The sequence below is a fragment of the Polaribacter sp. Asnod1-A03 genome, from assembly GCF_045063585.1.
Taxonomy (GTDB): Bacteria; Bacteroidota; Bacteroidia; order Flavobacteriales; family Flavobacteriaceae; genus Polaribacter.
Window position 1 is genome coordinate 3,173,992 of record NZ_JBEFOE010000009.1, and the last position, 25,907, is coordinate 3,199,898.

At 28.6% G+C, this 25,907-nt stretch carries 28 protein-coding genes; 17 read left to right on the forward strand and 11 right to left on the reverse strand.

From position 1 onward, the window contains the following. Positions 1 to 24 precede the first annotated feature (24 nt). Together glmS and ACJJVY_RS14125 are read right to left on the reverse strand one after the other, a co-directional pair. Positions 25 to 1,881, reverse strand: coding sequence for a glutamine--fructose-6-phosphate transaminase (isomerizing) (gene glmS / locus ACJJVY_RS14120; RefSeq protein WP_405610075.1), 1,857 nt, complete (start codon positions 1,879 to 1,881; stop codon positions 25 to 27). Between the two features lie 241 nt (positions 1,882 to 2,122). Then, entirely contained in the window at positions 2,123 to 2,932 is an 810-nt protein-coding gene (locus ACJJVY_RS14125; RefSeq protein WP_405610078.1) for a glycogen/starch synthase, read from the reverse strand. Positions 2,933 to 3,029: 97 nt separating this feature from the next. Here ACJJVY_RS14125 and panC point away from each other — a divergent pair, with 97 nt between their 5' ends. Genes panC through ACJJVY_RS14140 form a run of 3 tightly spaced genes read left to right on the forward strand, consistent with a single transcriptional unit; the run spans position 3,030 to position 5,203 of the window. Continuing rightward, positions 3,030 to 3,878, forward strand: a complete 849-nt coding sequence (gene panC / locus ACJJVY_RS14130) for a pantoate--beta-alanine ligase (RefSeq protein WP_405610081.1) — start codon at positions 3,030 to 3,032, stop codon at positions 3,876 to 3,878. A gap of 27 nt (positions 3,879 to 3,905) precedes the next feature. Beyond that, complete coding sequence (panD, locus tag ACJJVY_RS14135) at positions 3,906 to 4,256, forward strand: aspartate 1-decarboxylase (protein ID WP_405610084.1); 351 nt, start codon at positions 3,906 to 3,908, stop codon at positions 4,254 to 4,256. A 2-nt stretch (positions 4,257 to 4,258) separates the two neighbouring features. Next, positions 4,259 to 5,203 (forward strand): YbhN family protein, encoded by a 945-nt coding sequence (locus ACJJVY_RS14140; protein WP_405610087.1) that lies wholly within the window; start codon positions 4,259 to 4,261, stop codon positions 5,201 to 5,203. Positions 5,204 to 5,232: 29 nt separating this feature from the next. On the opposite strand, the gene ACJJVY_RS14145 is transcribed toward ACJJVY_RS14140, so the two are convergent. Beyond that, a complete protein-coding gene (locus ACJJVY_RS14145; protein ID WP_405610090.1) occupies positions 5,233 to 6,144 on the reverse strand; it encodes an NAD(P)-dependent oxidoreductase in 912 nt (303 codons plus the stop codon). Between the two features lie 303 nt (positions 6,145 to 6,447). On the opposite strand from ACJJVY_RS14145, the gene ACJJVY_RS14150 reads away from it, so the two are divergent. Beyond that, the gene (locus ACJJVY_RS14150; RefSeq protein WP_405610093.1) at positions 6,448 to 7,713 is read left to right on the forward strand and encodes a TlpA family protein disulfide reductase; all 1,266 of its coding nucleotides are present in this window, start codon (positions 6,448 to 6,450) and stop codon (positions 7,711 to 7,713) included. 54 nt (positions 7,714 to 7,767) lie between these two features. Beyond that, complete coding sequence (gene radA, locus ACJJVY_RS14155; RefSeq protein ID WP_405610096.1) at positions 7,768 to 9,129, forward strand: DNA repair protein RadA; 1,362 nt, start codon at positions 7,768 to 7,770, stop codon at positions 9,127 to 9,129. Between the two features lie 166 nt (positions 9,130 to 9,295). Here radA and ACJJVY_RS14160 read toward each other — a convergent pair whose 3' ends face one another. The 3 genes from ACJJVY_RS14160 to ACJJVY_RS14170 form a co-directional block, all read right to left on the reverse strand. Further along, a complete protein-coding gene (locus ACJJVY_RS14160; protein ID WP_405610099.1) occupies positions 9,296 to 10,300 on the reverse strand; it encodes a sugar kinase in 1,005 nt (334 codons plus the stop codon). A gap of 183 nt (positions 10,301 to 10,483) precedes the next feature. Continuing rightward, complete coding sequence (locus tag ACJJVY_RS14165) at positions 10,484 to 11,230, reverse strand: uroporphyrinogen-III synthase (protein WP_405610102.1); 747 nt, start codon at positions 11,228 to 11,230, stop codon at positions 10,484 to 10,486. A gap of 16 nt (positions 11,231 to 11,246) precedes the next feature. After that, positions 11,247 to 11,888, reverse strand: coding sequence for a DUF4271 domain-containing protein (locus ACJJVY_RS14170; RefSeq protein WP_405610105.1), 642 nt, complete (start codon positions 11,886 to 11,888; stop codon positions 11,247 to 11,249). Between the two features lie 81 nt (positions 11,889 to 11,969). Here ACJJVY_RS14170 and ACJJVY_RS14175 point away from each other — a divergent pair, with 81 nt between their 5' ends. The 4 genes from ACJJVY_RS14175 to ACJJVY_RS14190 are packed head-to-tail and all read left to right on the forward strand — an operon-like array spanning position 11,970 to position 14,935. Further along, positions 11,970 to 12,689 carry a polyprenol monophosphomannose synthase gene (locus tag ACJJVY_RS14175; protein ID WP_405610108.1) on the forward strand — a complete coding sequence of 240 codons (720 nt, stop codon included), beginning with the start codon at positions 11,970 to 11,972 and terminating at the stop codon, positions 12,687 to 12,689. Positions 12,690 to 12,694: 5 nt separating this feature from the next. Next, entirely contained in the window at positions 12,695 to 13,156 is a 462-nt protein-coding gene (locus ACJJVY_RS14180) for a GNAT family N-acetyltransferase (RefSeq protein WP_405610111.1), read from the forward strand. 7 nt (positions 13,157 to 13,163) lie between these two features. After that, positions 13,164 to 14,504, forward strand: coding sequence for a dihydroorotase (locus ACJJVY_RS14185; protein WP_405610114.1), 1,341 nt, complete (start codon positions 13,164 to 13,166; stop codon positions 14,502 to 14,504). Positions 14,505 to 14,506: 2 nt separating this feature from the next. Beyond that, positions 14,507 to 14,935 (forward strand): DUF4296 domain-containing protein, encoded by a 429-nt coding sequence (locus tag ACJJVY_RS14190; protein WP_405610117.1) that lies wholly within the window; start codon positions 14,507 to 14,509, stop codon positions 14,933 to 14,935. On the opposite strand, the gene ACJJVY_RS14195 is transcribed toward ACJJVY_RS14190, so the two are convergent. Continuing rightward, the gene (locus ACJJVY_RS14195; RefSeq protein ID WP_405610120.1) at positions 14,922 to 15,923 is read right to left on the reverse strand and encodes an NAD-dependent epimerase/dehydratase family protein; all 1,002 of its coding nucleotides are present in this window, start codon (positions 15,921 to 15,923) and stop codon (positions 14,922 to 14,924) included. The two genes, ACJJVY_RS14190 and ACJJVY_RS14195, sit on opposite strands and share 14 nt — an antisense overlap. A gap of 167 nt (positions 15,924 to 16,090) precedes the next feature. Here ACJJVY_RS14195 and tyrS point away from each other — a divergent pair, with 167 nt between their 5' ends. Then, a complete protein-coding gene (gene tyrS / locus ACJJVY_RS14200; RefSeq protein ID WP_405610123.1) occupies positions 16,091 to 17,383 on the forward strand; it encodes a tyrosine--tRNA ligase in 1,293 nt (430 codons plus the stop codon). Positions 17,384 to 17,479: 96 nt separating this feature from the next. On the opposite strand, the gene ACJJVY_RS14205 is transcribed toward tyrS, so the two are convergent. Both ACJJVY_RS14205 and ACJJVY_RS14210 read right to left on the reverse strand, forming a co-directional pair. Beyond that, on the reverse strand, positions 17,480 to 17,926 hold the full coding sequence (locus tag ACJJVY_RS14205; RefSeq protein WP_405610126.1) for a YHS domain-containing (seleno)protein: 447 nt from the start codon (positions 17,924 to 17,926) through the stop codon (positions 17,480 to 17,482). 42 nt (positions 17,927 to 17,968) lie between these two features. After that, positions 17,969 to 18,943, reverse strand: a complete 975-nt coding sequence (locus ACJJVY_RS14210; RefSeq protein WP_405610129.1) for an acyl transferase — start codon at positions 18,941 to 18,943, stop codon at positions 17,969 to 17,971. 77 nt (positions 18,944 to 19,020) lie between these two features. Here ACJJVY_RS14210 and ACJJVY_RS14215 point away from each other — a divergent pair, with 77 nt between their 5' ends. The 6 genes from ACJJVY_RS14215 (at position 19,021) to ACJJVY_RS14240 (ending at position 22,932) form a co-directional block, all read left to right on the forward strand. Then, the gene (locus ACJJVY_RS14215) at positions 19,021 to 19,320 is read left to right on the forward strand and encodes a hypothetical protein (RefSeq protein WP_405610132.1); all 300 of its coding nucleotides are present in this window, start codon (positions 19,021 to 19,023) and stop codon (positions 19,318 to 19,320) included. A gap of 141 nt (positions 19,321 to 19,461) precedes the next feature. After that, a complete protein-coding gene (locus ACJJVY_RS14220; RefSeq protein WP_405610135.1) occupies positions 19,462 to 20,154 on the forward strand; it encodes a hypothetical protein in 693 nt (230 codons plus the stop codon). Between the two features lie 19 nt (positions 20,155 to 20,173). Further along, positions 20,174 to 20,578, forward strand: a complete 405-nt coding sequence (locus ACJJVY_RS14225) for a hypothetical protein (RefSeq protein WP_405610138.1) — start codon at positions 20,174 to 20,176, stop codon at positions 20,576 to 20,578. A gap of 4 nt (positions 20,579 to 20,582) precedes the next feature. Further along, entirely contained in the window at positions 20,583 to 21,125 is a 543-nt protein-coding gene (locus tag ACJJVY_RS14230; RefSeq protein ID WP_405611668.1) for an RNA polymerase sigma factor, read from the forward strand. 3 nt (positions 21,126 to 21,128) lie between these two features. Further along, positions 21,129 to 22,466, forward strand: coding sequence for a hypothetical protein (locus ACJJVY_RS14235; RefSeq protein WP_405610141.1), 1,338 nt, complete (start codon positions 21,129 to 21,131; stop codon positions 22,464 to 22,466). Between the two features lie 112 nt (positions 22,467 to 22,578). Continuing rightward, the gene (locus ACJJVY_RS14240) at positions 22,579 to 22,932 is read left to right on the forward strand and encodes a hypothetical protein (protein ID WP_405610144.1); all 354 of its coding nucleotides are present in this window, start codon (positions 22,579 to 22,581) and stop codon (positions 22,930 to 22,932) included. A 51-nt stretch (positions 22,933 to 22,983) separates the two neighbouring features. Here the strand turns inward: ACJJVY_RS14240 and ACJJVY_RS14245 are convergent, their stop codons facing one another. Then, complete coding sequence (locus ACJJVY_RS14245) at positions 22,984 to 23,130, reverse strand: hypothetical protein (RefSeq protein WP_405610147.1); 147 nt, start codon at positions 23,128 to 23,130, stop codon at positions 22,984 to 22,986. A gap of 563 nt (positions 23,131 to 23,693) precedes the next feature. Between ACJJVY_RS14245 and ACJJVY_RS14250 the strand changes: the two genes are divergently transcribed. After that, positions 23,694 to 24,668, forward strand: a complete 975-nt coding sequence (locus tag ACJJVY_RS14250; protein ID WP_405610150.1) for a YitT family protein — start codon at positions 23,694 to 23,696, stop codon at positions 24,666 to 24,668. 93 nt (positions 24,669 to 24,761) lie between these two features. Here the strand turns inward: ACJJVY_RS14250 and ACJJVY_RS14255 are convergent, their stop codons facing one another. Continuing rightward, positions 24,762 to 25,820 (reverse strand): isoaspartyl peptidase/L-asparaginase family protein, encoded by a 1,059-nt coding sequence (locus tag ACJJVY_RS14255; RefSeq protein WP_405610153.1) that lies wholly within the window; start codon positions 25,818 to 25,820, stop codon positions 24,762 to 24,764. Positions 25,821 to 25,907: the final 87 nt, after the last annotated feature.

Below are 25,907 nucleotides of genomic sequence, written 5' to 3' on the forward strand. Positions count from 1 at the left end.
TTTTTGAATTATAATAAATCTTAATTACTCAACTGTAACTGATTTTGCTAAATTTCTTGGCTGATCTACATTTTTATTTAACATAACAGCAATATGATAAGACAATAATTGAAACGGAACCGTAGTTAATAAAGGAGACAACGCTTCTTCTGTTTCTGGTATTTCAATTACATGGTCTGCAATTTCTCTTACGGTAACATCACCTTTAGTAATAATAGCTATAATTTTTCCTGCTCTAGATTTTATTTCCTGAATGTTACTTACAACTTTCTCATAATGACCTTTATTTATTGCAATAACAAAAATTGGCATATTTTCATCAATTAAAGCAATTGGCCCATGTTTCATTTCTGCCGCAGGATATCCTTCTGCATGAATGTAAGATATTTCTTTAAGTTTTAATGCTCCTTCTAAAGCTACAGGAAAGTTAAATCCTCTACCCAAATACAAACAATTAGGGGCGTCTTTATAAACAGCTGCTATTTCTTTTACTTTTTCATCAATTTCTAATAAAGCTTCCACTTTTTTAGGGATCAATTGTAACTTCTGTAAATACATTCTAAAAGCAGAATCTGATAAATTACCCTTAGATTTTGCTAACTTTAACGATATTAATGTTAAAACAGTAATTTGTGTTGTAAATGCTTTTGTAGATGCGACACCTATTTCTGGTCCTGCATGTGTATAAGCACCTGCATGTGTTTCTCTAGCAATAGAAGAACCCACAACATTACAAATACCAAAAACAAAAGCTCCTTTAGACTTTGCTAGTTTTATTGCCGCTAAGGTATCAGCAGTTTCTCCTGATTGCGAAATAGCAATTACAACATCTTTTGGAGTAATAATTGGGTTTCTATATCTAAATTCTGATGCGTATTCTACCTCAACAGGAATACGAGCCATGTCTTCTAAAAGATATTCACCAACCAAACCAGCATGCCAAGAAGTACCACAAGCTACAATTATTATTCTTTCTGCATTTAAAAACTTATTAAGATGATTATCTATACCAGCCATTTTTATAATACCACTATCCGGTAGCATTCTACCTCTAAAAGTATCTAAAATAGCTTTAGGTTGCTCATAAATTTCTTTAAGCATAAAATGATCATAACCACCTTTTTCTATTTGCTCTAAACTTATTTCTAATTCTTGAATATTAGCATCAACTAAAGTATCATCTTTAATTTTACGAACTTTAATTTCTTTTTCTAACTTTATTATTGCCATTTCTTCATCTTCTAAATAAATGGCATCTTTTGTATACTCTATAAACGGAGAAGCATCAGATGCTATAAAAAACTCAGAATTCTCTTCACCTACTCCTATTGCAATAGGGCTACCTAAACGGGCAACAATAATTTCATTTGGTCTAGTTTTATCAAAAACGGCAATAGCATAAGCTCCTATAACATAATTTAACGCTAGTTGCACAGCTTTACCAAGCTTACAGTTTCTTTCTTTTTTAACCTCTTCTATTAAATTTACAAGAACCTCTGTATCTGTATCACTTTTAAAAGAATATCCTCTTGATATTAATTCTTTTCTAAGTGTATCATAATTTTCTATAATTCCATTATGTACTATAACTAAATCTCCGGATTGAGAAAGATGTGGATGAGAATTTACATCATTAGGCACACCATGTGTTGCCCAACGTGTATGGCCAATGCCAATACTACCTTCTTTTCTTTCTGGGTTTTCTTTAATTATTTCTTCTAAATCAGAAACTTTTCCTTTTGTCTTAGATAGATGTATCTTTTTATCATCATACATCATAATTCCAGCACTATCGTAACCTCGATACTCTAATCTTTTAAGACCATTAATTACTATAGGGTAAGCATCTCTAAAGCCAATATAACCTGTAATTCCGCACATAACAATTTGATATTAAATTTATTAATATGATATTTTTAATAATTTTTTTTCTCATTCATTTAAAAAATGATTTAAATAAAAAAAACACTTAACAGAATTTAATCAAGTTTTATAAAAATTTACTTGACGCTTTACTTGTTAGTGTTTTTTTGCCCCTAATATATGCATTTAAAATATTTGTATCAATTTTAAATTATGATAATTGGGGAGATTATCAATAAAATAGTTGTTCTAAATAATATTAATCTTCCGAAATTAAATTAGCATAGAATTCTAAATACGTTTCTTTTAAATTTTCTGTTTGATATTCTAAAACAGGAAGCTCTTTTTCAACTATGTAAGAATTTAATTCTTCCGAAATAGTTTCGCTACCATGAATAATTGCATCAGAATTTTCTATAGCACTTTTTAAAATATTTGTGTAACTTGGAGTCTTTAAAGTAGAAACCTTGTCATCCCCAATATTATCAAACTTAACTTTTTCTGCTAAATTTTCATTTAAATTACCTTCAAAACTATTATCATACAAAGAAGTAATAATTTTACTTTCTGTGAATAACGGTTCTTCTTTGTAAAATTCTTTTAAATAAAGTGGTAATAAAGATGCTAACCAACCATGAACATGTATAATATCTGGCGCCCAATTTAATTTTTTAACAGTTTCTACAACTCCTTTCGCAAAGAAAATTGCACGCTCATCATTATCAGAAAACAAATTATCATCTTCATCAGAAAAAACTGCTTTTCTTTTAAAGTATTCTTCATTATCAATAAAGTAAACTTGCATTCTTTCTTTAGGTATAGATGCTACTTTTATAATTAAAGGCATATCCATATCATTAACAACTAGATTCATTCCTGATAAACGAATTACCTCGTGTAGCTGGTGTCTTCTCTCGTTAATTACACCATATCTTGGCATAAAAATTCTTGTTTGTACTCCTTTAGAATGTGCGTTCTTTGCAACATTAAAAGCTGTTGACGATAATTCTGTTTCTGGTAAGTAAGGCACTACCTCAGACGAAACAAATAATATTCTTTTGTCCTTCATTAAATCAAACTCTTTTATAAGAAAGGCAAAATTACGAATTTTTATGCAAATATCGTGTTAAAATGGTAAGTTTGCACTCTTTACTCAATTTTGGAAGATGAAAATTTTTACTATTAAACAAGAATTAAAAACCTTTTTAAATACTAAAAAAAAGGAAAATAAGACAATTGGTTTTGTTCCTACAATGGGAGCATTACACAAAGGTCACTTATCTTTAATAGAGAAAGCTAAGAATAAAAACGATATCGTTGTAGTCAGTATTTTTGTAAATCCTACACAATTTGACAACAAAGAAGATCTTGTAAAATATCCAAAAACAATAGAAAACGACACTAAATTATTAAAAAGTGTTGCTTGTGATGTTTTATTTTTCCCTTCTGTAAAAGAAATTTATGCAGAGAATATCTCTTCAGAAGAATTTGATTTTGATGGTTTAGAACATCAAATGGAAGGTAAATTTAGAGACGGGCATTTTGACGGTGTTGGTACAATTGTAAAAACACTTTTTGAAATTATTGAACCCAACAAAGCCTATTTTGGTGAAAAAGATTTTCAGCAGTTACAAATCATCAAAAAAATGGTAGAAAAAAACCAGCTTCCTGTAAAAATTAAAGGTTGTCCAATTTTTAGAGAAGATGATGGTTTAGCAATGAGCTCTAGAAACACAAGGTTAAACAAAGAACATAGAGAAGCTGCACCTTTTATTTACAAAACACTAAAAAAAGCGCGCAAGAAATTTGGCACAGAAAGTGCTATTAAGGTAACAGAATGGGTAACAAATCAATTTAAAAAACACCCTTTATTAGATTTAGAATATTTTACTATTGCTGATGAAAAATCATTAGAAACCATAAAAGACAAAGAATCTAATAAAAAATACCGTGCTTTTATAGCAGTATTTGCAGGAGAAATAAGATTGATTGATAACATTCAATTAAAAAAATAATAACCAAAAAAAGAGTATTTTTGCCGCATGTTAGTACAAGTAGTAAAATCTAAAATCCACCGTGTAAAAGTTACAGGTGCAGATTTAAATTATATAGGAAGCATTACCATTGATGAAGATTTAATGGACGCTGCCAACATTATTGAAGGAGAACGCGTTCAAATTGTGAACAACAATAACGGAGAACGTTTAGAAACTTACGCCATTCCTGGACCACGTGGAAGCGGAGAAATTACATTAAACGGTGCAGCAGCAAGAAGAGTTGCTGTTAACGATGTTTTAATTTTAATTGTTTACGCTTTTATGGATTTTGAAGAAGCAAAAACTTTTAAACCATGCTTGGTTTTCCCTAACGAAGCAGACAATACTCTTACATAGATTTGAATATAAAGAAGATTTTAAAAATTATATTACCTCTCGTTTTGGGAGGTTTTTTGGTTTGGTATTCTATTTCTGATATTTCTTTAGAAATTTTAGGAAAATATTTTGAAGAAGCCAAATATGGATGGATTTTCCTTGGTTTATTCTTCGGAATTTTAAGTCATCTTTCTAGAGCTTACAGATGGAAATTTATGTTAGAACCTTTAGGTTTTAAACCAAAATACACCAACAGTGTTTTGGCTGTTTTAGTTGGTTATTTGGTAAACTTGGCTTTACCAAGAGCTGGAGAAATTTCTAGAGCAACTGTAATGGCAAATTACGAGAAAATTCCGTTTGAAAAAGGATTTGGAACTATTGTAGCAGAACGTATTGCCGATTTAATAATGATGCTTTCTATCGTTGCAATCACACTTTTTGTTCAGTTCGATTTTATTTACGAGTTGCTTACCAAAAACTTTAATCCAACAAAAATTATTATTGGTTTAGCTGTTTTAGTTATTGGTTTCTTCATTTTTTCATCCTTTGTAAAAAAGGCAGAATCTGGTTTTTTACTAAAAATAAAAACCTTTGTTTCTGGATTAATAGAAGGAGTTACCAGTATTTTTAAGATGAAAAATAAATGGGCATTTATTTTTCATACTGTATTTATTTGGGTAATGTATGTTGCTATGTTTTGGGCAACAATTCCTGCAATTGAAGGCTTAGATGTACCTTTTGGTGGAATTTTAATCGGCTTTATTGCTGGTGGATTTTCTATTGCAGCAACAAATGGCGGAATTGGTTTGTACCCAATTGCTGTTGCTGGTGCATTGGCTTTGTTTGATATTCCTACAGAACCTGCAACCGCTTTTGGTTGGATTATGTGGACTGCTCAAACGGCAATGATTATCGTTTTTGGAGGATTGGCATTTCTTTTCTTACCGATTTACAATAAGAATAAATAATCTTTAAGAAAATTACTTTAAAGGTTTACTTAACCTTTAAAGTAATTGGTTATATTTTCTAATACTTTTTCACTTAATCTTACAAATGCTTGTTGCGTTCTACCACTAGAAACTTCAAAACAATTTACGTTTGGTAAGTTTAACAGTTCTCTATCTCCCAAAGCTCCCAAAGAATCACAATACACAATATTTTCACCAGCTTTTAACCATGTATTAAAAGGTTTTTCATCCCAAGCAGGTGATAATCCTGTGTTGAATAATATTTTATGATTCCCGAATTTAGAAAACTCATTTTCATGTAATAAAACAGTATTTTTATTCAAAGAAGCAATTACAACTTCATTTCTTTCCATTAATTCATCCAATGGTAAAAAGTCATATCCTTTTTCTTTAGCATCTTGCTTTTCACTTCTGGCAAAATAAGTAATATCTGCACCAAAAAAATGAAGTCCATCAGCAATCATACCTCCTAATTTTCCTAAACCAATAGCTCCAACTTTTAAACCAGTAATTTCTCTCGGAATGCCACTCCAAGCTTTTCTTGGTTTACCATCCGAAGTAAACCCAAAACCATGCAAACATCTTACCAATTCGCTAATCACATATTCTACAACACCTTCATCTCCATAATCTCGTACACCTGTAACAGTAATTCCTTGTGAATTTGCATAATTAATATCTACATTGGCACTTTCGGGTGTATATAAAGAACAACACATACCTATATATTTTATATTTGGGCAACGTTCTAAAATTTCCTTTGTTAATGTTGTGGTGTAACTTAATAAAACGCCATCTGCATCACCAATACGTTTTACAATTTCTTCTGCAGTCGTTGGCATTTCTGTATGTAACACCAAATTTTCTGTAAAAGATTCTAATTTTAAATTAGCTGAATCAATTAATCCCAAAGGTTCTATTCCTACAATTTTTTTAAACATAATGTACTTTATTTATTGCTGTAAATGCTAAGATAGCAACATATGAAATATCATTTATATGAACTAATTTTTCACCTTACTTTACACTTTTATTAAGAAATAAATGATTTTTGGGCGTTCCTTTATCCTGAAAAAAATCAGGAATAAAGTCGCGCTTTCATTACTCGCTTTTTTTGAAAAAACAAAAAAGAGCTCAAACATGCCATTCAATCGCTAACGCAAATGTTTGCCTGCTTTTTGCAAAACCAATAACATAAATCATTATTTAAAATCTTATATTTGAGTAATTGCTATTTATATCAAATGAAAAAGATTTTAACCATTACAGCTATTGTTATTTTATATAGTTGCTCTTCAGGTAAAAAAAAGACTGACATTATTTATCTACCATTAAAAGAAGTTAATGGATTTGGTCCATTTAAAGAAAGTTTATCAATGCTTCTTTGGACTTCCTCAGAAAAAGCAGAACAAGAAACAGAAGGAATTCCTGAAAGTTGGAATGAATATTATGTCCAACAAATTTCATTTGATGCTTTTCAAACAGCATTTCAAAATTATATAAAAGAAGGTTTTAGTGAATCTAAATTTGAAAGTGATTATAAAAATTGGACAAGAAACCCAAATGAGAGAAAACTTTCTAAAACCCAAATAAACAGTTTTGTAAATATTGTTTTTAGAGAAAATGAAAAAGGAATTATCGAATACATTCTTGACACTAATAATAACAAAGATTTTTCTGATGAAAAAATAGAAACCCCTCTAAAAGTCTACAATAATTTTAGTTATTCTACAGCTTTAAAAAACACCTCTTTTGTAAATTATCAACTGAGTACTACTAATAATATTTTAGAAAAAGAAGTTAAGACACTAATTTTATTAAACGAGAATAACAATATTTTATATAGTTTTCCTCATTATTACGAAACAGTCTTTTTAAACAAAAAAATATATGTTAGCAATGGTTTTTGCAACACTTCATTCGATGAAAGATCATCTATTAAAATTATAAAGAACACACAAACAATTGAATTAAATGAAATAGTAACTATTAACAATAACACTTATAAAAACTTAGGAGTTGATTTAAATAAAAACAGCCTTTTGTTACAAAAATTACCTAAAGACAAAACCACATTTTCTACAAATATTGGTTACCAAGCAATTCCTTTTAATATTAAAAACCTAAACTCAAAAGACTCTGTTTCACTCTCAAGTTTCAAAGGGAAATTTGTTTTTATAGATTTTTGGGGAACTTGGTGCTCTCCTTGTCTTATGGAACTTCCTACAAACATAGATGCTTATGAAAAAACTTCTAGAAATGATATAGAATTTTTAGGCATTTCAGTTTATGATAAAAAAGAAAAACTAAAAAAAGGGATAGTAAATTACGGAATTAATTATCCTCAATTTTTAGAAACAGATTCAAAGAATTTAAAACAGAAATATAATATAATTGGTTTTCCAACTACGTTTTTAATTGACCCCAAAGGAAAGATTGTGGCTAAAAACTTAAAAGGTGAAAAATTGTTAGATTCTTTAAACCATTATATAAAAAACTACAAAGAGTAATTATCAAAAATTACTTTGTAACTTTACTACTTTCAAACACTGTAACTAAATAAAATGGCCAAAACCAAAACAACTTTTTTCTGTCAGAACTGTGGTACACAACATGCAAAATGGGTTGGACAATGTGGCGCTTGTAAAGAATGGAATACCATTGTAGAAGAAGTAATACAAAAAGAAGAAAAACGAGTTTGGAAACAATCTACAACTGCAAAACAAACCATAAATAAACCGTTAAAAATTGCAGATATTCAGCTAAACCCAGAAGAAAGAGTAGTTACTAATAATAACGAATTAGATACTGTTTTAGGTGGTGGTTTAGTAAAAGGTTCTGTAACACTTTTAGGAGGAGAGCCAGGAATTGGAAAATCGACTTTATTATTACAAGTTGCTTTAAATATTAGCCAAAAAGTATTGTATGTTTCTGGTGAAGAAAGTCAATCTCAAATAAAAATGAGAGCAGAAAGGTTAAAAGCTAACAATTCTAATTGTTTAATTTTAACAGAAACAAGCACACAACAAATTTTTAAAAATATAGAAGAAACAGTACCAGATGTTTTGGTCATAGATTCTATACAAACATTGCACACAAATTCTATAGAAGCTTCTCCAGGAACTATTTCTCAAATTAGAGAAACTGCTGCGGAACTCATAAAATACGCTAAAGAAACTGCAACTCCGGTTTTGTTAATTGGTCATATTAATAAAGATGGAAACATTGCCGGACCAAAAATTTTAGAACACATGGTAGATGTTGTTTTACAATTTGAAGGCGACAGAAATCATACCTATAGAATTTTACGAAGCCAAAAAAACAGATTTGGTTCTACATCAGAATTAGGGATTTACGAAATGCTTTCTAACGGATTAAGAGAAATCTCAAATCCGTCTGAAATTTTAATTTCTAAAAAAGATGCAGATTTAAGCGGAACCGCAATTGCGAGTACTTTAGAAGGAATAAGACCTTTAATGATAGAAGTACAAGCATTGGTTTCTACAGCTGTTTACGGAACACCTCAGCGTTCTACAACAGGTTATAATTTAAAACGTCTAAACATGATTTTAGCGGTTCTAGAAAAAAGAGCAGGCTTTAAATTAGGTGCAAAAGATGTCTTTTTAAATATTACTGGAGGGATTAATGTAGATGACCCTGCAATAGATTTGGCGGTTGTTGCTGCAATTTTATCTTCTAACCAAGATGTTGCTATCAACCCAAATGTTTGTTTTGCTGCAGAAGTTGGTTTGGCAGGAGAAATAAGACCCGTTTCTAAAATAGATCAAAGAATTACAGAAGCAGAAAAATTAGGTTATAAAACTTTAGTAGCTTCTAAATACAATAAAATTTCTTCTAAAAACCACGGAATTAGATTGGTTTTAGTTGGCAAAATTGAAGAGGCTTTTGCTACTTTATTTGCTTAGATTTTTTTTAATTAAAAAAAGTTAACAAAAAAATATTAGTTTATTAAAAAAACAAATAACAGACAAACAAGTTTAGCCCTGATTGAACGGTTTGTTTGAGCTCTTTTTTGTTTTTCACAAAAAAAGCGAGTAGTGAAAGCAGGAAATAGCTTCTAAAAAAATAAAACTATCTTTTTATTTTACCAGAAGTATCGCCACCCATTAAACTCGTAACGTTTTCTACAGAAACCATATTTACATCTCCAAGAACAGTGTGTTTAAGCGCACAAGCCGCTGTTGCAAAATTTAAAGCATCCATATCATTATCATAATGTAATAAGCCATAAATAATACCAGAAGCAAAAGCATCGCCAGTACCAACACGATCTATAACATGTGTAATATCTAACCTTTCTGCTTTTATAAATTGCTTTCCATCCCACATTTTACCTTGTATTTGTTGATGAGAAGCACTAATAGATTTTCTTGTTTTACCTACAACTTTTTCTATTCTTGGATATTTTTCCATTAACAATTTTGCAGAAGAACTAAAACCTCCACCTAACTCACCAAGACCAAATATTTCATGAATTCCACGATTACTTGTAAGTACAATGTCTGTATTTTTAACCAACTCTGGCATCACTTCTTGCATGGTTTTACCGTATTTCCACATATTTTTACGAGAATTGATATCACCAGAAACTTTTATTCCCATTTTATTAGCCGTTTTAATTGCCTCTAAACAACACATTGCTGCACCTTCAGAAATTGCAGGTGTAATTCCGGTCCAATGAAACCAATCTGCTCCTTCTAAAACAGATTCCCAATTGACCATGTGTGGTTGTATTAATGAAAACGCAGAACCTTCTCTTTCGTAAATAACTTCACTTGGTCTGTGTACTGCTCCTTTTTCTAAAAAATACTTACCTAGCATATTATCGCCATAAACAACATCTACGGTGCTTAACCAATGTTTTCGCAAAAATTGAGTAGCCGCTTTACCAAGAGCATTGTCTGGAAAACGAGTTACATGTGCTGCTTTCATGCCTAAATATCCACAAGAAATTCCCACGTTTGCTTCTCCGCCACCAAATACAATATCAAAAGAGCTTGCTTGAGAAAATTTTGTATATCCTGGAGGTGATAAACGCATCATTACTTCTCCGAATGTGATTAGTTTTTTAGGCACGGTATTCAATTTTAACTTAGTTAATTATTTCTTGTTGAAAATATTGAAAAAATACGAAACATACAATAAAATTGAAATCTAAAATTTAAGAATATCTTATTTTTTACAACTAAATATTATAAAAACAAAAAAAACCGAACATTTCTGTTCGGTTTTTCTTAATAAATATCTACTTGATATTAATTATTTTTTATTTACCTGCTTTATATATTTATCTAAAGCCATTGTCATAGAAGGTGTTTCTGGTGATGGCGCCATAATATCGCACTTAAAACCAGCTTCTGTAACAGCTTTTACAGTAGAATTACCAAAAGCGGCAATTCTTGTTTGATTTTGTTTAAAATCTGGAAAGTTTTTTAATAAAGATTCTATACCGGATGGGCTAAAGAATACTAAAACATCATAAAAAACATTTTCTAAATCAGATAAATCACTTACTACAGTTCTGTATAAATCTAATCGAGTCCAATTTATACCTAACTTATCTAATTCTACAGGGATTAAAGGTTTTAATTTATCTGAACTTGGTAATAAAAACTTTTCTGTCTTATGTTTCTTAATTAATTTTAATAACTCTGTAAATGATCTAGGGCCAACATAAATTTTACGTTTTCTATAAACCACATATTTTTGTAAATAATAAGCAACAGCTTCAGACTGACAGAAATATTTCATATCATCTGGCACTTTAAAACGCATTTCTTCTGCAATTCTAAAGAAATGATCTACTGCATTTCTACTTGTTAAAATAATTGCAGTAAAATTTTTAAGATCAACCTTTTCGCCTCTTACTTCTTTTACAGGTATACCTTCTACATGAATAAAAGGTCTAAAGTCAATCTTTACTTTTTGTTTATCAGATAAATCAAAGTAAGGAGAAGTTTCTGTCTTCGGTTCTGGTTGTGACACTAAAATTGTTTTCACTTTCATACGCTTCGTTTTGTATTTAAAACATCAATTTAAAAAGTATAAATAGAGGTGCTATTTCGAAGCCGCAAATGTACAAAATAAAATAAAACAACTTACTAAAAATCAGCTTTTTATTATTTAAGAAAATTAAGACCGCACGAAGAAAAAATAAAGACCCTGAAAAACAGAGTAAAAAATAAATATTTACTTGAGAATATTCTACTAAAACAAGAGCTAAAAGTAAGAAGAACGATACCGAAAATAAGTAACTAAGTTTAGACAGTAAAAAAAAACGAATTGTACGCTTAATTTCAAATAATAAAGACAGTAAAAACTCTAAAAGCCACTTTATTAAAAAATAAGCAAAAACACCAAAAAAAATAAAGCTAAAATCTGTAAAACCAGAGACAGAACTTGATGAAAAAGATACTTTTAGATAATATAAAAACAAAGAAAAAACAAGTGTTGTAAATAAAGAGGTTATAACCTTAAAAGAGCTAAAATAACTAGTACCTTCTTCAATTTCTTTAAGCACAAAACTTCTCTTAAACATAGATAAAGCATACGAATTTAGCTTTTTTCCATTTAACAATTTTAAAAAGAAAACAATAGCAATAAGGGTTACCAATAATATGGTAATCCAATCGGAATCTAACTTTATTCTTTCTAATACTTCCACCTTTTTGGTTTTGCTAATATTAACACAAAATTAGTAATTAAATCATGTATATTTGCCTACTTACCACATGAAATTTTATTTATGTCAGATGCGTTAGTCATTATTCCTACCTATAACGAAAAAGAAAACATAGAAGCCATTATTAAAGCTACTTTTAATCAAAAAAAAGAATTTGATATTTTAGTTGTTGATGATAATTCTCCTGATGGAACTTCAAAAATAGTAGAAAACTTAATTTTAGAATTCCCTAATCGTCTTTTTATTGAAAATAGAAAGGGAAAAAACGGATTAGGAACTGCATATATTCATGGTTTTAAGTGGGCAATTGCAAAAAAATATGATTATATTATAGAAATGGATGCAGATTTTTCTCATAATCCAGATGATTTAATTCGATTATACAATGCTTGTAAGAAAGAAAATGGAGATGTTTCTGTAGGTTCTAGGTATGTTAATAATCAAGTAAATGTTGTTAATTGGGATATGAAAAGGTTATTACTTTCTTATTTTGCATCAAAATATGTACGTTTTATAACTAACATTCCACTTTTTGATACCACTGCTGGTTTTGTATGTTGGAAAAGAGAAGTTTTGGAAACCATTAATTTAGATAAAATAAAATTTGTCGGTTATGCCTTTCAAATAGAGATGAAATTTAAAGCCTGGAAACATAACTTTAATGTAAAAGAAGTTTCCGTTATTTTTACAGACAGAACTTTAGGAACTTCTAAAATGAGTGGGAATATTGTTTATGAAGCTTTATTTGGAGTTATAAAAATGAGATTAAAAGGTTTAAAATAGAAAAAATGAGTTCTATTTCTATTAGAAAAGCTGTTTTAAGCGATTTAGAAACTTTATTAGAACTTGAGCAAGGAGTAATAAAAGCCGAAAGGCCTTTAGACCCTTTTTTAGGAAAAGGAGAATTGAATTATTACAATATTCCGGAAATGATTTCTAATAAAAACACGCATTTATTAGTAGCAATAGTTAATAATGAAGTTGTTGCTTCTGGTTATGTGAGAGTAGAAAATTCTAAAATTTATCATAAAAATGTAAAACATGGCTATATTGGTTTTATGTTTGTAAAAGAAAACTTTAGAGGTCAAAGAATTAGTAATTTAATTTTAGATTCTTTAAAAAATTGGGCAAAAGAAAATAGTCTTAAAGAACTAAGATTAGATGTGTATAGTAATAATACAGGAGCAATAAAAGCTTACGAACGTTTTGGTTTTACCAAAAGTTTAGTCAATATGAGAACAGAAATTTAAGAAGAAAATGGCAAAATCAACTTTAATTAAAAACGCAACAATTGTAAATGAAAATAACACTTTTAAAGGTGATGTTCTCATTGAAAATGAAATTATAAAAAAAATTTCAACTGAAATAAAAGCTACAAAAAATATTGAAGTGATTGATGCTAATGGAAAATATTTAATTCCTGGTTTTATTGATGATCAAGTACACTTTAGAGAACCTGGTTTAACACATAAAGCAAATATTGCTACAGAAAGTAGAGCTGCTGTTGCCGGTGGTATAACTACTTTTATAGAAATGCCAAATACAGTGCCGCAAGCTACAACACAAGATTTATTAGAAGATAAGTTTAAAATTGCTGCAAATGATTCTTACGCAAACTACTCTTTTATGTTTGGTGGAACCAATGATAATTTAGAAGAACTATTAAAGACTGATCCAAAACAGGTTGCAGGTATAAAGCTTTTCTTAGGCTCATCTACAGGAAATATGTTAGTAGATAACGAAGCTGTTTTAGAAAAGATTTTCTCATCAACAAAAATGATTATTTCTGTACATTGTGAAGATGAAGCAACCATCAGAAAAAATACAAAAGAATTTGTTGATAAATATGGTGATGACATTCCTGTAAAATACCATCCAATAATTAGAAGTGAAGAAGCTTGTTATTTATCCTCTTCTAAAGCAATAGAATTAGCTAAAAAAACTGGTGCACGTTTGCATATTTTTCATCTATCAACTGCTAAAGAAACAGAATTGTTTAGAAACGATATTCCTTTAGAAGAAAAGCAAATTACTGCAGAAGTTTGTATTCATCATTTATGGTTTTCTGATAAAGATTATGCAGAAAAAGGAACACATATAAAATGGAATCCGGCTGTAAAAACAGAAAATGACAGACAAGGTTTATGGAAAGCTTTGTTAGATGACAGAATTGATGTTTTAGCAACAGATCACGCACCACATACTTTAGAAGAAAAAACAAATGTGTACACAAAAGCACCAAGTGGCGGACCTTTAGTACAACATGCAGTTACAGCAATTTTAGAAAAGGTAAAAGAAGGTGTAATTTCTATTGAGAAAGCGGTTGAAAAAATGAGCCATAATCCGGCAAAATTATTTCAAATAGAAAAAAGAGGTTTTGTAAAAGAAGGTTTTTATGCTGATTTGGTTTTAATAGATACAAACAAACCACAAACAGTTTCTAAAGATAATATTTTATACAAGTGTGGTTGGTCTCCTTTTGAAGGTACTACTTTTTCTTCTACAATAACACATACATTTGTAAATGGAAATTTAATTTACAACAATGGTCTTTTTAATGATGAAATAAAAGGAAAACGTCTTACTTTTAATAGATAATTATGAAAAAAACAAGTTATTTACTCATCTTTATTTTTCTAGTTTCTTGTACAAGTAACACCATTTTTAAAGAGCCAGAAGATCTAATTCCTAAAGATACAATGAAACTATTAATAGAGGATATGATGATAGCTTCTTCTTCTAAGTTTGTAAAAAATAAAAACGGACACTCTAAGGTTAATTATATGTCTTTTGTATATGATAAATATAAAATTGATAGTTTACGTTTTAAAAAAAGCAATTTTTACTATACTTCTAAAATAGATCTATACGAAGAAATGATTGAAGATGTTAAAAGTAATTTAGAAGTAAGAAAAAACTTTTATACCAAGTTAAGTAAACACAACGATTCTCTTAAAAAGGATTCTCTTAAGAAAAGTAGTAAAGTATTATTAAATTTAGATAGTATTAAAAAAATTAAGAAGAAATAAAGTTTTTACAAACTCTTTTTATTACTTCATCAATCGTTTCAAATTGAAAAGACAAACTTTTTTTAACTTTTTCTGAAGAATATTTAGAAATTGAATGAGCACTTCTTGCAGAATATTTACTTAAAAAAGGTTCTTTTCTTGTTAACAAAGATATTAACCAAGCAATGCGCCAAAATATAGTTGTTTGCCAAGGTTTTATTTTAATTGATGGTTTTTTCTTACCAAAAGCATCTGCCATAGAAAAGAAAATTTCTTTAAAAGACTTATTTTCTGAAACTAATATAAAACGTTCGTTTTTTATACTAGAATTCATCAATTTAATCATTACTTCTACAACATCTTTTACACCAACAAAACCAGTAATACCTTCTGTATAATATTTAAATCCGTTAGAAACCTGAGAAAACAATTTACCAGAACCTGCATTAAAAAAACCACTTCCTAAAATAACACCTGGGTTTACAATTACAACATCAACTCCTTCTTGGCTTGCTCTCCAAACTTCCATTTCTCCACCAAATTTAGTTATAGAATACCCACTATTGTCTGCTTCTTTATTCCATTCATTTTCTTCGGTAATTAAACCACTATTTAAAGAATCTCCTACAGAAGCTATAGAACCTACAAAACAAATTTTATCAACTTTGGTATCAATAGCAAGATTTACAACAATTGCTGTACCATGTATATTTATTTTTCTCATTTCTCTATAATCTTTCGGATTAAAAGAAATAAACGCAGCACAATGATATACTTTTTTAACACCAACAAAAGCAGGTATCATAGAAGGAACTTCTGTAACATCAGCTTTAAACCACTCTATTTTAGAAATAAGAGAATCATTATCTCTGTAAAAAGAAAAAACTTCTTTTACTTTTTCTATTTTTTCTTCAGAACGATAAATAGCACGTATTTTTTCTTCATTTTTAACTAAATGATATAACAAATGTGCACCAACTAAACCTGTTCCTCCAGTAACTAAAATCATACGGCTAATTTATGATTTTTTCATTGATAAGTTTATCTTTGCCTTACGAAAATAGCATATGATTAATTGCTATACAGTGTTAAATTAAGCATATCGAACAATAGTTAAAACTTCGAAAATTTTAATTTAACACACCTATTTTAAAATTGAATTAATTAAAATTTATAATGACAAACTTTGTTGAAGAATTACGTTGGCGTGGACTATTACACGATATTATGCCAGATACAGAAGAATATTTATTAAAAAATAAAACGGCTGGTTATATTGGCTTTGATCCTACTGCAGATTCTCTACATATTGGTAGTTTGGTTCAAATTTTTATTTTAAAACACTTCCAAAATGCAGGTCATAATCCTATTGCTTTAATTGGTGGTGCAACTGGTATGGTTGGTGATCCTTCTGGTAAATCTGCCGAAAGAAATTTGTTAGATGAAGCTACTTTAGAAAAAAATATTGCTGGTGTTAGAGAAAATTTAGAACGTTTTTTAGATTTTGATGCAACTGCAGATAATAAAGCAGAATTGGTAAACAATTACGATTGGATGAAAGATATTTCTCTAATCGATTTTGTTAGAGATACAGGTAAACACATTACTGTAAATTACATGATGGCAAAAGATTCTGTAAAGAAGCGTTTAGGTTCTGAATCTTCTGTTGGTATGAGTTTTACAGAGTTTACTTACCAATTATTTCAAGGATACGATTTTTATCATTTATATAAAGAGAAAAATTGTATGTTACAAATGGGTGGTTCTGATCAATGGGGAAATATTACAACCGGAACTGAATTAATTAGAAGAAAAGCACAAGGAAAAGCCTACGCAATTACAGTTCCTTTAGTTACAAAAGCAGACGGAACAAAATTTGGTAAAACAGAAGGTGGAAATGTTTGGTTAAATGCTGATAGAACATCCCCTTATAAATTTTACCAATATTGGTTAAATTCTTCTGATGAAGATGCTGAAAATTTTATCAAAAAATTTACATTTTTAGATAAAGAAACTATAGAAAGCTTAATTGCAGAACATAAAGAAACTCCCCATTTACGTTTATTACAAAAGAAATTAGGTGAAGAAGTTACTATTTTAACGCACGGAAAAGAAGCTTATGAAAATGCATTAAAAGCCTCTTCTATCTTATTTGGAAAATCTACAGGTTCTGAATTAAAATCTTTAGACGAACAAACTTTTTTAGATGTGTTTGATGGTGTACCTCAAGCCACTGTTTCTAAAGAAGATGTAGAAGATGGTTTAGACATGATTGGTGCTTTAGCTGCCAAAACAAACTTCTTAAAATCTAACGGAGAAGCAAGAAGAGCTTTAAAGGAAAATGCAATTTCTGTAAATAAAGAAAAAGTAAAAGAAGATTATTCTATTACTAAAGAAGATTTAATTGCTAATAAATACGTGCTTTTACAAAGGGGTAAAAAAACGTATTATTTACTAAGTGTTGAATAATAACCACTTTATAAAATTAAAAAAAGAGCTGAATTACTTCAGCTCTTTTTTCTTTTCACATACATTCACAAACTCCCCCAAGATTGCTTTCAATCATTATTCCTTAATAATTTCTTGCCAATTTTTATCAGCTTTATTTTTTAATCGTTCCGCTCCTTCTTTCTCCCAAAGTTCTAACGTATTTATTCCCCAAGAATTGTAAAACAAATACAATTTTCCATCTCTTATTTCAAATGTTTTAGGATCTATAGACACTTTATCACCTTTTTCTCCTATTGCATAAGCACAATAACCTCCGTAAGCCGGAACATATTTTTGTGGAGATTTTTTAAAAGTTTCTAAATTTTCTTTTGACGAAAACTTATACTTTACACCATCATATTCTGTTTTAAATTTCTTATCACCTTTTACAGCTTTGTTATTAAAATAGGTTACAACATCATAGCCTTCTGCTACATAACCTTTTTGAATATTATAATTATCTTTTTGAGAAAATAAGGCTGTAGATACTACTAAGAATAGAATCGATAAATAGAATTTCATAATTTTATAATTTTACGAGTAGTCGTAAAAATCATCTTTTAATTACAAAACCATTAGATTACATCCTCTAATGTCTGAATTATCAAAACGTCCAATAATTTCAAAAGTATTATCTTGATGAACTTTACCTAAATCTTGTGTGGCAATAAAAGAACAAGAATTGTAGTTTGCTAAATCTATAACATTAATTCCGCCTGTTTTTCCGTTTGGTTGAATAGTTAATGCATCTTCTGTATCTCTTGTTAAGATTTTCATCCAAGGTGGCGTTTTAAAAACTCCATTTCCTTTAGAATATCCTTGACTTAACAATTCTGTCATTCCGAATTCTGAGTGAATTTTATCAACTCCAAAACCATGTTCTAAAAGTTGATGCAATTCTTCGCGAATCAACTCTTTTCTTCTTCCTTTCATTCCTCCAGTTTCCATAATGATGGTATTATTTAAACTGAATTGTTGACTTTCGATCAAATCTAACAAAGCAAAAGAAACTCCGATTAATAAAACCTTTTGTCCTTTTTTATCTAATTCTGATAACTTTTCGGCCAATTCTTTTATGTTATTTAAATAAAAACCGCTTTCAGAATTATTAGATTTTCTGATTAAATCATCAACCATAAAAACCAAAGAAGAACCTTTACGTTCTAAATAATTAGGCAATAAAGCCAACACAACATAATCTTCTATATTACCATAAAAATGAGCAAATCCTTTTAAATAACTTTCTTTATATAGGTTGATATCTGTTACAAAATGTTTGCTTGTAATACTACCTGTTGTGCCAGAACTGGTAAATGTTTCTTCAACTTCATCTAAAGAAGCAATAACTTTTCTACTTTTAAAAAACTGTATAGGTAAAAACGGGATTTCATCAACCTTAGAAACATCAGAAGGGTGAATGTATAATAAATCGCAAAAAGATCGATATACTCTATTATTATTAAACTGATGCTTAAAAGTAGCCAAAGCAACTTGCTTAAAATCTTCTTGAGATTGTATGTTAAAAATATCTTCTTGCATATAGTTTTACAAAAATAGTATTAATACACGCAACCTTTTAATTCTTTTTACATCTTTTAAGTATATAAGGTATAAATATGAATATTAGAGTTCCTTTTTTTGTTTTATTAAATCTGATTTTGATTTTTTCTTGTGATGATAATAACGTTATTGTTACAAAATCTGAATCTGTAATTATTAATGCAGAAATCTACCAAGAAACAACTACAAATAATTATACTATTAAAGATATTAGCATGAGTGAAGATATCTTAACTGTAATAATAGAATCTAGTGGTTGTGATGGTGAAACTTGGGAAACAACTTTAATAGATTCAAGTGCCATTTTAGAATCTAATCCAATACAAAGAAATATAAAAATTCTTTTAAATAACTAAGAAAGCTGCCTTGCAATGGTTGAAAAAGAATTTATTTTCAACATCAAAAAATTGAAAGAAAATTATAATAATATACAACTAAACTTAGAAGGTTGGAGCTCTGCAATACAATATCAATAAATTATCACAAAAAATAAAAGGATGAACTTTAAAAATATACTTCTTATACTTTTTACCACGATGTTTTTTTCTTGTGAAGAAAACCAAATAACCATAGATAAGGACAACTTATTATTAGGCAATTGGGTAAAACCTGTTTACAACGAAGAAGTGACAACCTTTAAAAGAGGTGAATCATTACCAAATGAAGGTTATGGAATTTCTTTTAACCAACAAAATATTTATACAGAACGTACATCTGGTTGGTGTGGTACACCTCCACTTTCTTATTTTAATACAGAAGGTACTTTTCAGTTAGAAAATGAAATTATCAATATTTCTAAACAAAGTTTTCCAACAAATTTTGCTTGGAGAATAGTTTCATTAACAGAAACAGAATTAGTTCTTAAAAAAGAATTTACAGAGCAAGAACTAGATCATAAAAATTTAATGGAGTTATTTACAGAAATACAAGATTTATCCTACAGCGTTTCTTGTACAAATATAAATAACTGGTCTTTTACTGCTTATGGAGCAAAATCTTGTGGAGGTCCTAAAGGATATATTGCTTATTCTAATCAAATAGATGTTGATGGTTTTTTAGAAAAAACAGCAACATACACACAAGCAGAAAAAGAGTATAACTATAAATATGGAATTATTTCTGATTGTTCTTTAGCACCGATTCCTGTTTCTATAGAGTGCCAAAACGGATATCCAATACTTAAATATTAATTTATAATTACACACTAAAATGAAAAAACTTACATTACTTTTATTTGGATTAATTGTTTTTAGTTCATGTCTAAAAGATTCTGATACTCTTAATTACACTTATGAGTATTTACCAATAGACGAGGCAATAACTCCTGACAGTTTTACCTTTGGAGAAGTTGATACTATACATATTAAATATTCGCTACCGAGTTACTGTTATTCTTTTGATAGAATTTATTATGAAACACAAGATACTACCAGAATTGTAGCAGTTACTGCTTTTGTTGATTTAGAAGCTGATTGTGCTGAAGCAATTGTACAAGAAGAATATAAAATACCAATTTTAGCAACACAAGAAGAAGATTATGTCTTTAAATTTTTTAAAGGAGTAGATAGTGATGGAGAAAATATTTTTGATGAAATAATAGTTCCCGTAAATTAGCCTCATCAAACTAGAAAAACTCATACAAGAATGCTGCAAACAAAAAATTACAGCGCAAGCAGAAGTTTATCAGATTTTTTCTGATAAACTTTTTGCTGTATGTTTAAAATACTCTCGTAATTATCAAGATGCAGAAGATAACTTGCAAGACAGTTTTATTACAATATTTAATAAAATTGATCAGTATAAAAGTAAAGGTTCTTTTGAAGGATGGTTAAAGAGAATTACTATAAACACAGCGTTACAAAAGTATAGAGAAAAATCTCCTTTACAGGTTGTAAAAGAGTATGAAGACGAACAAGAAGAACCAGATATTGATTTAGAAAATACAACTATAAGTGTAGATGTTTTATTAAAATTTATTCAAGAATTACCAGACAGATATAGGTTAGTTTTCAATTTATATGTTTTAGATAATTTTTCTCATAAAGAGATTTCTAAAATGTTAGAAATTTCTGAAGGAACCTCTAAATCAAACTTATCTAGAGCAAGAAAAATTCTTAAAGATAAACTAGAGGTTTATCAAAAAAAGGCACAAAAAGCTTAGTAAATGAGTAAAAAGAATATAGATAAATTGTTTAAAGACCAACTTGAAGATTTGGAGGTAACTCCGAATAAAAAAGTATGGAATAACGTAGAATCAAAACTTAAAAAGAAAAAACGTAAAATAATTCCTTTTTGGTGGTTTACAACTAGTGGGATTGCTGCATTACTAATTTTAGGATTCTTTTTGTATCCTTTTTCTACAAATAATAATAATTTTATTAAAAATGATTCTAATACTATAATTACAAATAATAATACTAATCTTAAGAAAACAGAAACTATAGATTCTTTAATTCTTACAGAAAAAATAGAAGAAAATATACATTTAGTTGAAAACAATATCAACCAAAAACCGAATAAAGAAAAGAATTCTACTACAAAAAACTCAATTATTGAGAAGAAGGTTGTTAGCTCAAAAAATGCTATGAAAAAGATTTTATTAGCTAATAATTCTGATGAAAAAATTAAAAAATCAGTAAAAAAAGAAACTCAAAAAAGCTCAATTAAGAATAAAGAACAACAAAAAGATTCTATTAAAATGAATAAAGACACTTTAATCAAAAAGATTGATTTTAATAATTTTCTAAAAAATAAAGACAGTATTTATATTACAAAATCTTCTAAAAAGAATTGGTCTGTTGCCCCTGTTTTTGCTGTTTTAAATGCAAACTCTTTTTCTAATTCATCACCAATAGATCAAAATTTATCAAACTCTACAAAAGGAAAAAGTTCTATTTCTTTTGGTTTACAAGTAGGATATCAAATAAATAAAAAGTGGAGCATTCAATCCGGAATATTTTTGCAAGAAACTAATTATTCTAATGAACAGATTACCGTATCTCCTTCTATTGCAAAAAACTCAACAGCTTCTGTCGCATTTAATACTGGTAGCTCTTTTAATTTTACTTCAAATGCTAACGATATTTTAGATTATGCAAATTCTGATGAGATTAACTCTGTATTGACTAGCACATCTAACTTAAACGGTGACTTAAATCAGAATTATGGTTACATAGAAATTCCTGTTGAAGTTAAATACAATCTTGTAACAACCAACAGGTTTAATACTGAATTAGTTGCTGGTTTTAGCTCTTTATTTTTACAAAAAAATAAAATAAACTTTAATACACAACTACTACTAAAGTCTGGAGAAGCCACCAATTTAAATAATATAAACTTTAGTGGAAATTTTGGTTTTGATTTTAATTACTTTTTAAACAAAAATTGGTCTTTAAATTTAAACCCAATGATTAAGGCTCAATTAAACACTTTTAGCGAAAACTCTAATGGCTTTGCACCCTATAACTTAGGATTATTTTCTGGAATAAAATATAACTTTTAACATTATACCAGTAAGTTTAATGTTAGAAAAAATTACAAAATTATTAATATAAATAAGCTGTAATGTGACTTTTATAAAAATTAAGGGTCTAATTCTATGTAAAATATAATTAATGAAATTTAAAAAAAACACATATAGAACCTTAAGCGGAACAAAAGAAGTAGTAGAAATTCCTAAAAAGAAAAGCTCTCAATGGGTTATTTATCAAAACGATAAACCGACTTATTATGTAGATTTTTATGACTTAAAAACTGAATCTAACCTAATAATGAATAACTTGGTTTTATGTTCAGGAAAATCCATTCGTGAAGTTTTAGATCTTATTAATAAAACAAATAGTACTAACCTATCTATTCCTAAAGTATCTCGTTTAGGATTTAAAAAGAAAATATCTTCAGAAGATATAGAACTTTCTTTAGATCCTATTCCAGAGAAATGGTTATCTTATTACATGCAAAATTTTTAACAAAATATCTCTTTTTCTAAAATAAAAAACCAACTCTAATGAGTTGGTTTTTTATTTATTTAATATTTCATTTATTTCTATTTTAGAGGTTTCAGTATCTAATTTTACATCAGAAATAACACCTATTACAACTTTATTAATATCCTTTAAGTTATAATTACACCCTGTTATTTTCTCCGCTTGTAAAATACCACTCAATAAATTAAATTATTTTTTACATTATAAATTTCTGATGAAATTTACGACTTCCTTCTCCGAAGTCTTTAGTGGTATTTTTTTCTTTTAATCTTTCAAAATAATCATAAACATCAGCTCCTAAACTAACCTTTATTTCTTTTAATATAGAATCTTTAGACTTGTGTATAAATTGATTTTTTCTTCTTTTAGGATAATATTCTTTTATATAGTTCTTAAAAACTTTAATATCTACAATTAATGTATAAAGCTCACCAAGAAGTATAGAGCTTTTTACATCTAAAGTTCCCTCATTTTTATCTTTATAAACTTTATAGACTAACTCATCAGAATTATTTCTAAAAACTATAATGGATAAGCTTCTAAAGAAACGGTTTCAAAATAAAGAGTAAATAATATGGAGGTTAAAAAAATAATTAAAATCTAGTGAAATATTTTCCGTTTTATGTCTTATTTAATACTTGTTCTTAAAAAAACCTTTAATTTCGTCATTAATCTTAATAATTGAATTAAGACTGACTTTATTATCAATTTCCTTTCCAATTAATAAATCCCTCTTAACCATTATGAAATCTTATTTAGCAAACATTATAATTAAAACAACCCTTAAGTTTAAGGATAAAAAAAAGTATCCTAAAGGAAAACCTTCTGAATATAAACTTGCCAAAAGATATAAAGAGATTATAATTACTTTTAAACGTAATTTTAAAAACCTATTATTAATAATCGTTGGTATATTTTCTGCTTCTTTTGGTTTTAAAGGGTTTTTATTAACAAACGATTTTATAGATGGTGGTGCTACAGGTATTTCTTTACTGATAGCTGCAATTACTGGTGTACCTCTTTATATTCTTATTATTTGCATCAATTTTCCGTTTGTAATTATGGGGTATAAAATAATGGGGAAACAGTTTGCTGTAAAAACAGCTCTAGCAATTACGGGTTTGGCTCTTTGTGTTGCTATTGTACCTTTCCCTAATGTTACAAATGATGATTTATTAGTGGCAATTTTTGGTGGTTTTTTTCTCGGTGCAGGTATTGGACTTTCTATTAGAGGTGGAGCTGTCATTGACGGAACAGAAGTACTTGCAATATATCTAAGTAGAAAATTTGGTACAACTATTGGCGATATTATTATCTTAATTAACGTATTTATTTTTTCTATTGCAGCTTATTTACTTTCTATTGAAGTTGCACTTTATTCTATGATAACTTACATGTCTGCTTCTAAAACATTAGATTTTATTATAGAAGGTATAGAAGAGTATATTGGAGTAACTATTATTTCTCCTCAGAGTTCTCGTATAAAAGATATGATTACCAATAAATTAGGTAGAGCTGTAACTATTTACAAAGGTAAAGGTGGTTTTGAAAAAGAAGGCGTTTCTAATGAAAAAGAAATTATTTACACTGTAATTACTCGTTTAGAAGTAAATAAATTAAATTCTGAAATTGAAAAAATTGAATCTAATGCTTTTATTATAATGAATAGCATAAAAGATATAAAAGGTGGTATGATTAAAAAAAGACCTCTACATTAACTTGCCTACAAACAAAAAATCTCAGATTAATTTTTAACCTGAGATTTGAAAACGTACACACTTTGTGAAATACTGTCAATTTTTAAAATAGTTTTATTCTTTATAAATTTTAACAACTAATTCTCCTTTGTCATCCATAGAGGCTCTGTACATTCCTGCAGTATTAAACTCAAAAGACATATTACCATTTTTATCTAAAGCGACAACACCACCTGTACCACCAAGTTTTGTTAATTTATTTTGAATAACATCTTTTGTTGCTTCTTTTAACGAACTATTTTTATATTCCATTTGAGCAGAAATATCATAAGCTACTTGGTTTCTAATAAAATATTCTCCCCAACCCGTAGAAGAAACTCCACAAGTATTATTATTTGCGTACGTACCAGAACCAATAATTGGCGAATCTCCTATTCTACCATAACGTTTATTGGTCATTCCTCCTGTAGAAGTTCCTGCAGAAATATTTCCATCTTTATCTAAAGCAACGCAACCTACAGTTCCAAATTTTGCATTTTTAATATCAGAATCATAAAAAACTGCCATTTTATCATCATGGTCTAATGCTGTTTTCTCTTTCTCTTTAATTCTTTGTAAAGATTTAAAACGTCTTTCTGTATAAAAATAACTTGGGTCTACAATTTCTAATCCTTTTTCTTTGGCAAATTCTGAAGCACCTTTTCCTGAAAGCATTACATGATCAGAATCTGTCATTACTTTTATCGCTAATTCTATCGGACTTTTTACATTTGTAACGCCTGCAACTGCACCAGCATTTAATGTTTTCCCATCCATAAAAGAAGCATCTAATTCATTGGTTTCGTCATGTGTAAAAACAGCACCTTTTCCTGAATTGAATAATGGTGATTCTTCCATTACTTGAATCGTTTTCATGACTGCTTCTTGGCTTGTTCCTCCATTTTTTAAAATAGTATAACCAACTTTTACAGCTTCTTCTAATTTGGTTTTATATTCAGTTTCTTTTTCATCAGACATATTTTTCTTTAAAATTGTACCTGCTCCACCATGAATAATAATTGCAAATTCATTCTTTTTTGTAGAAGATACTTCTTCTTTAACTGATGATTCTATTTCTTTTTTGCATCCTAAAGAAATCAGTAATAACAAGGTAATAAAAAAAGCTTTTTTCATGTTTCTGTTTAATATATAGTTGATTAAAATTATCATTCGAATGTAAACAACAAAAACGGAACAACAAAATGACAGACTTTAGAATAA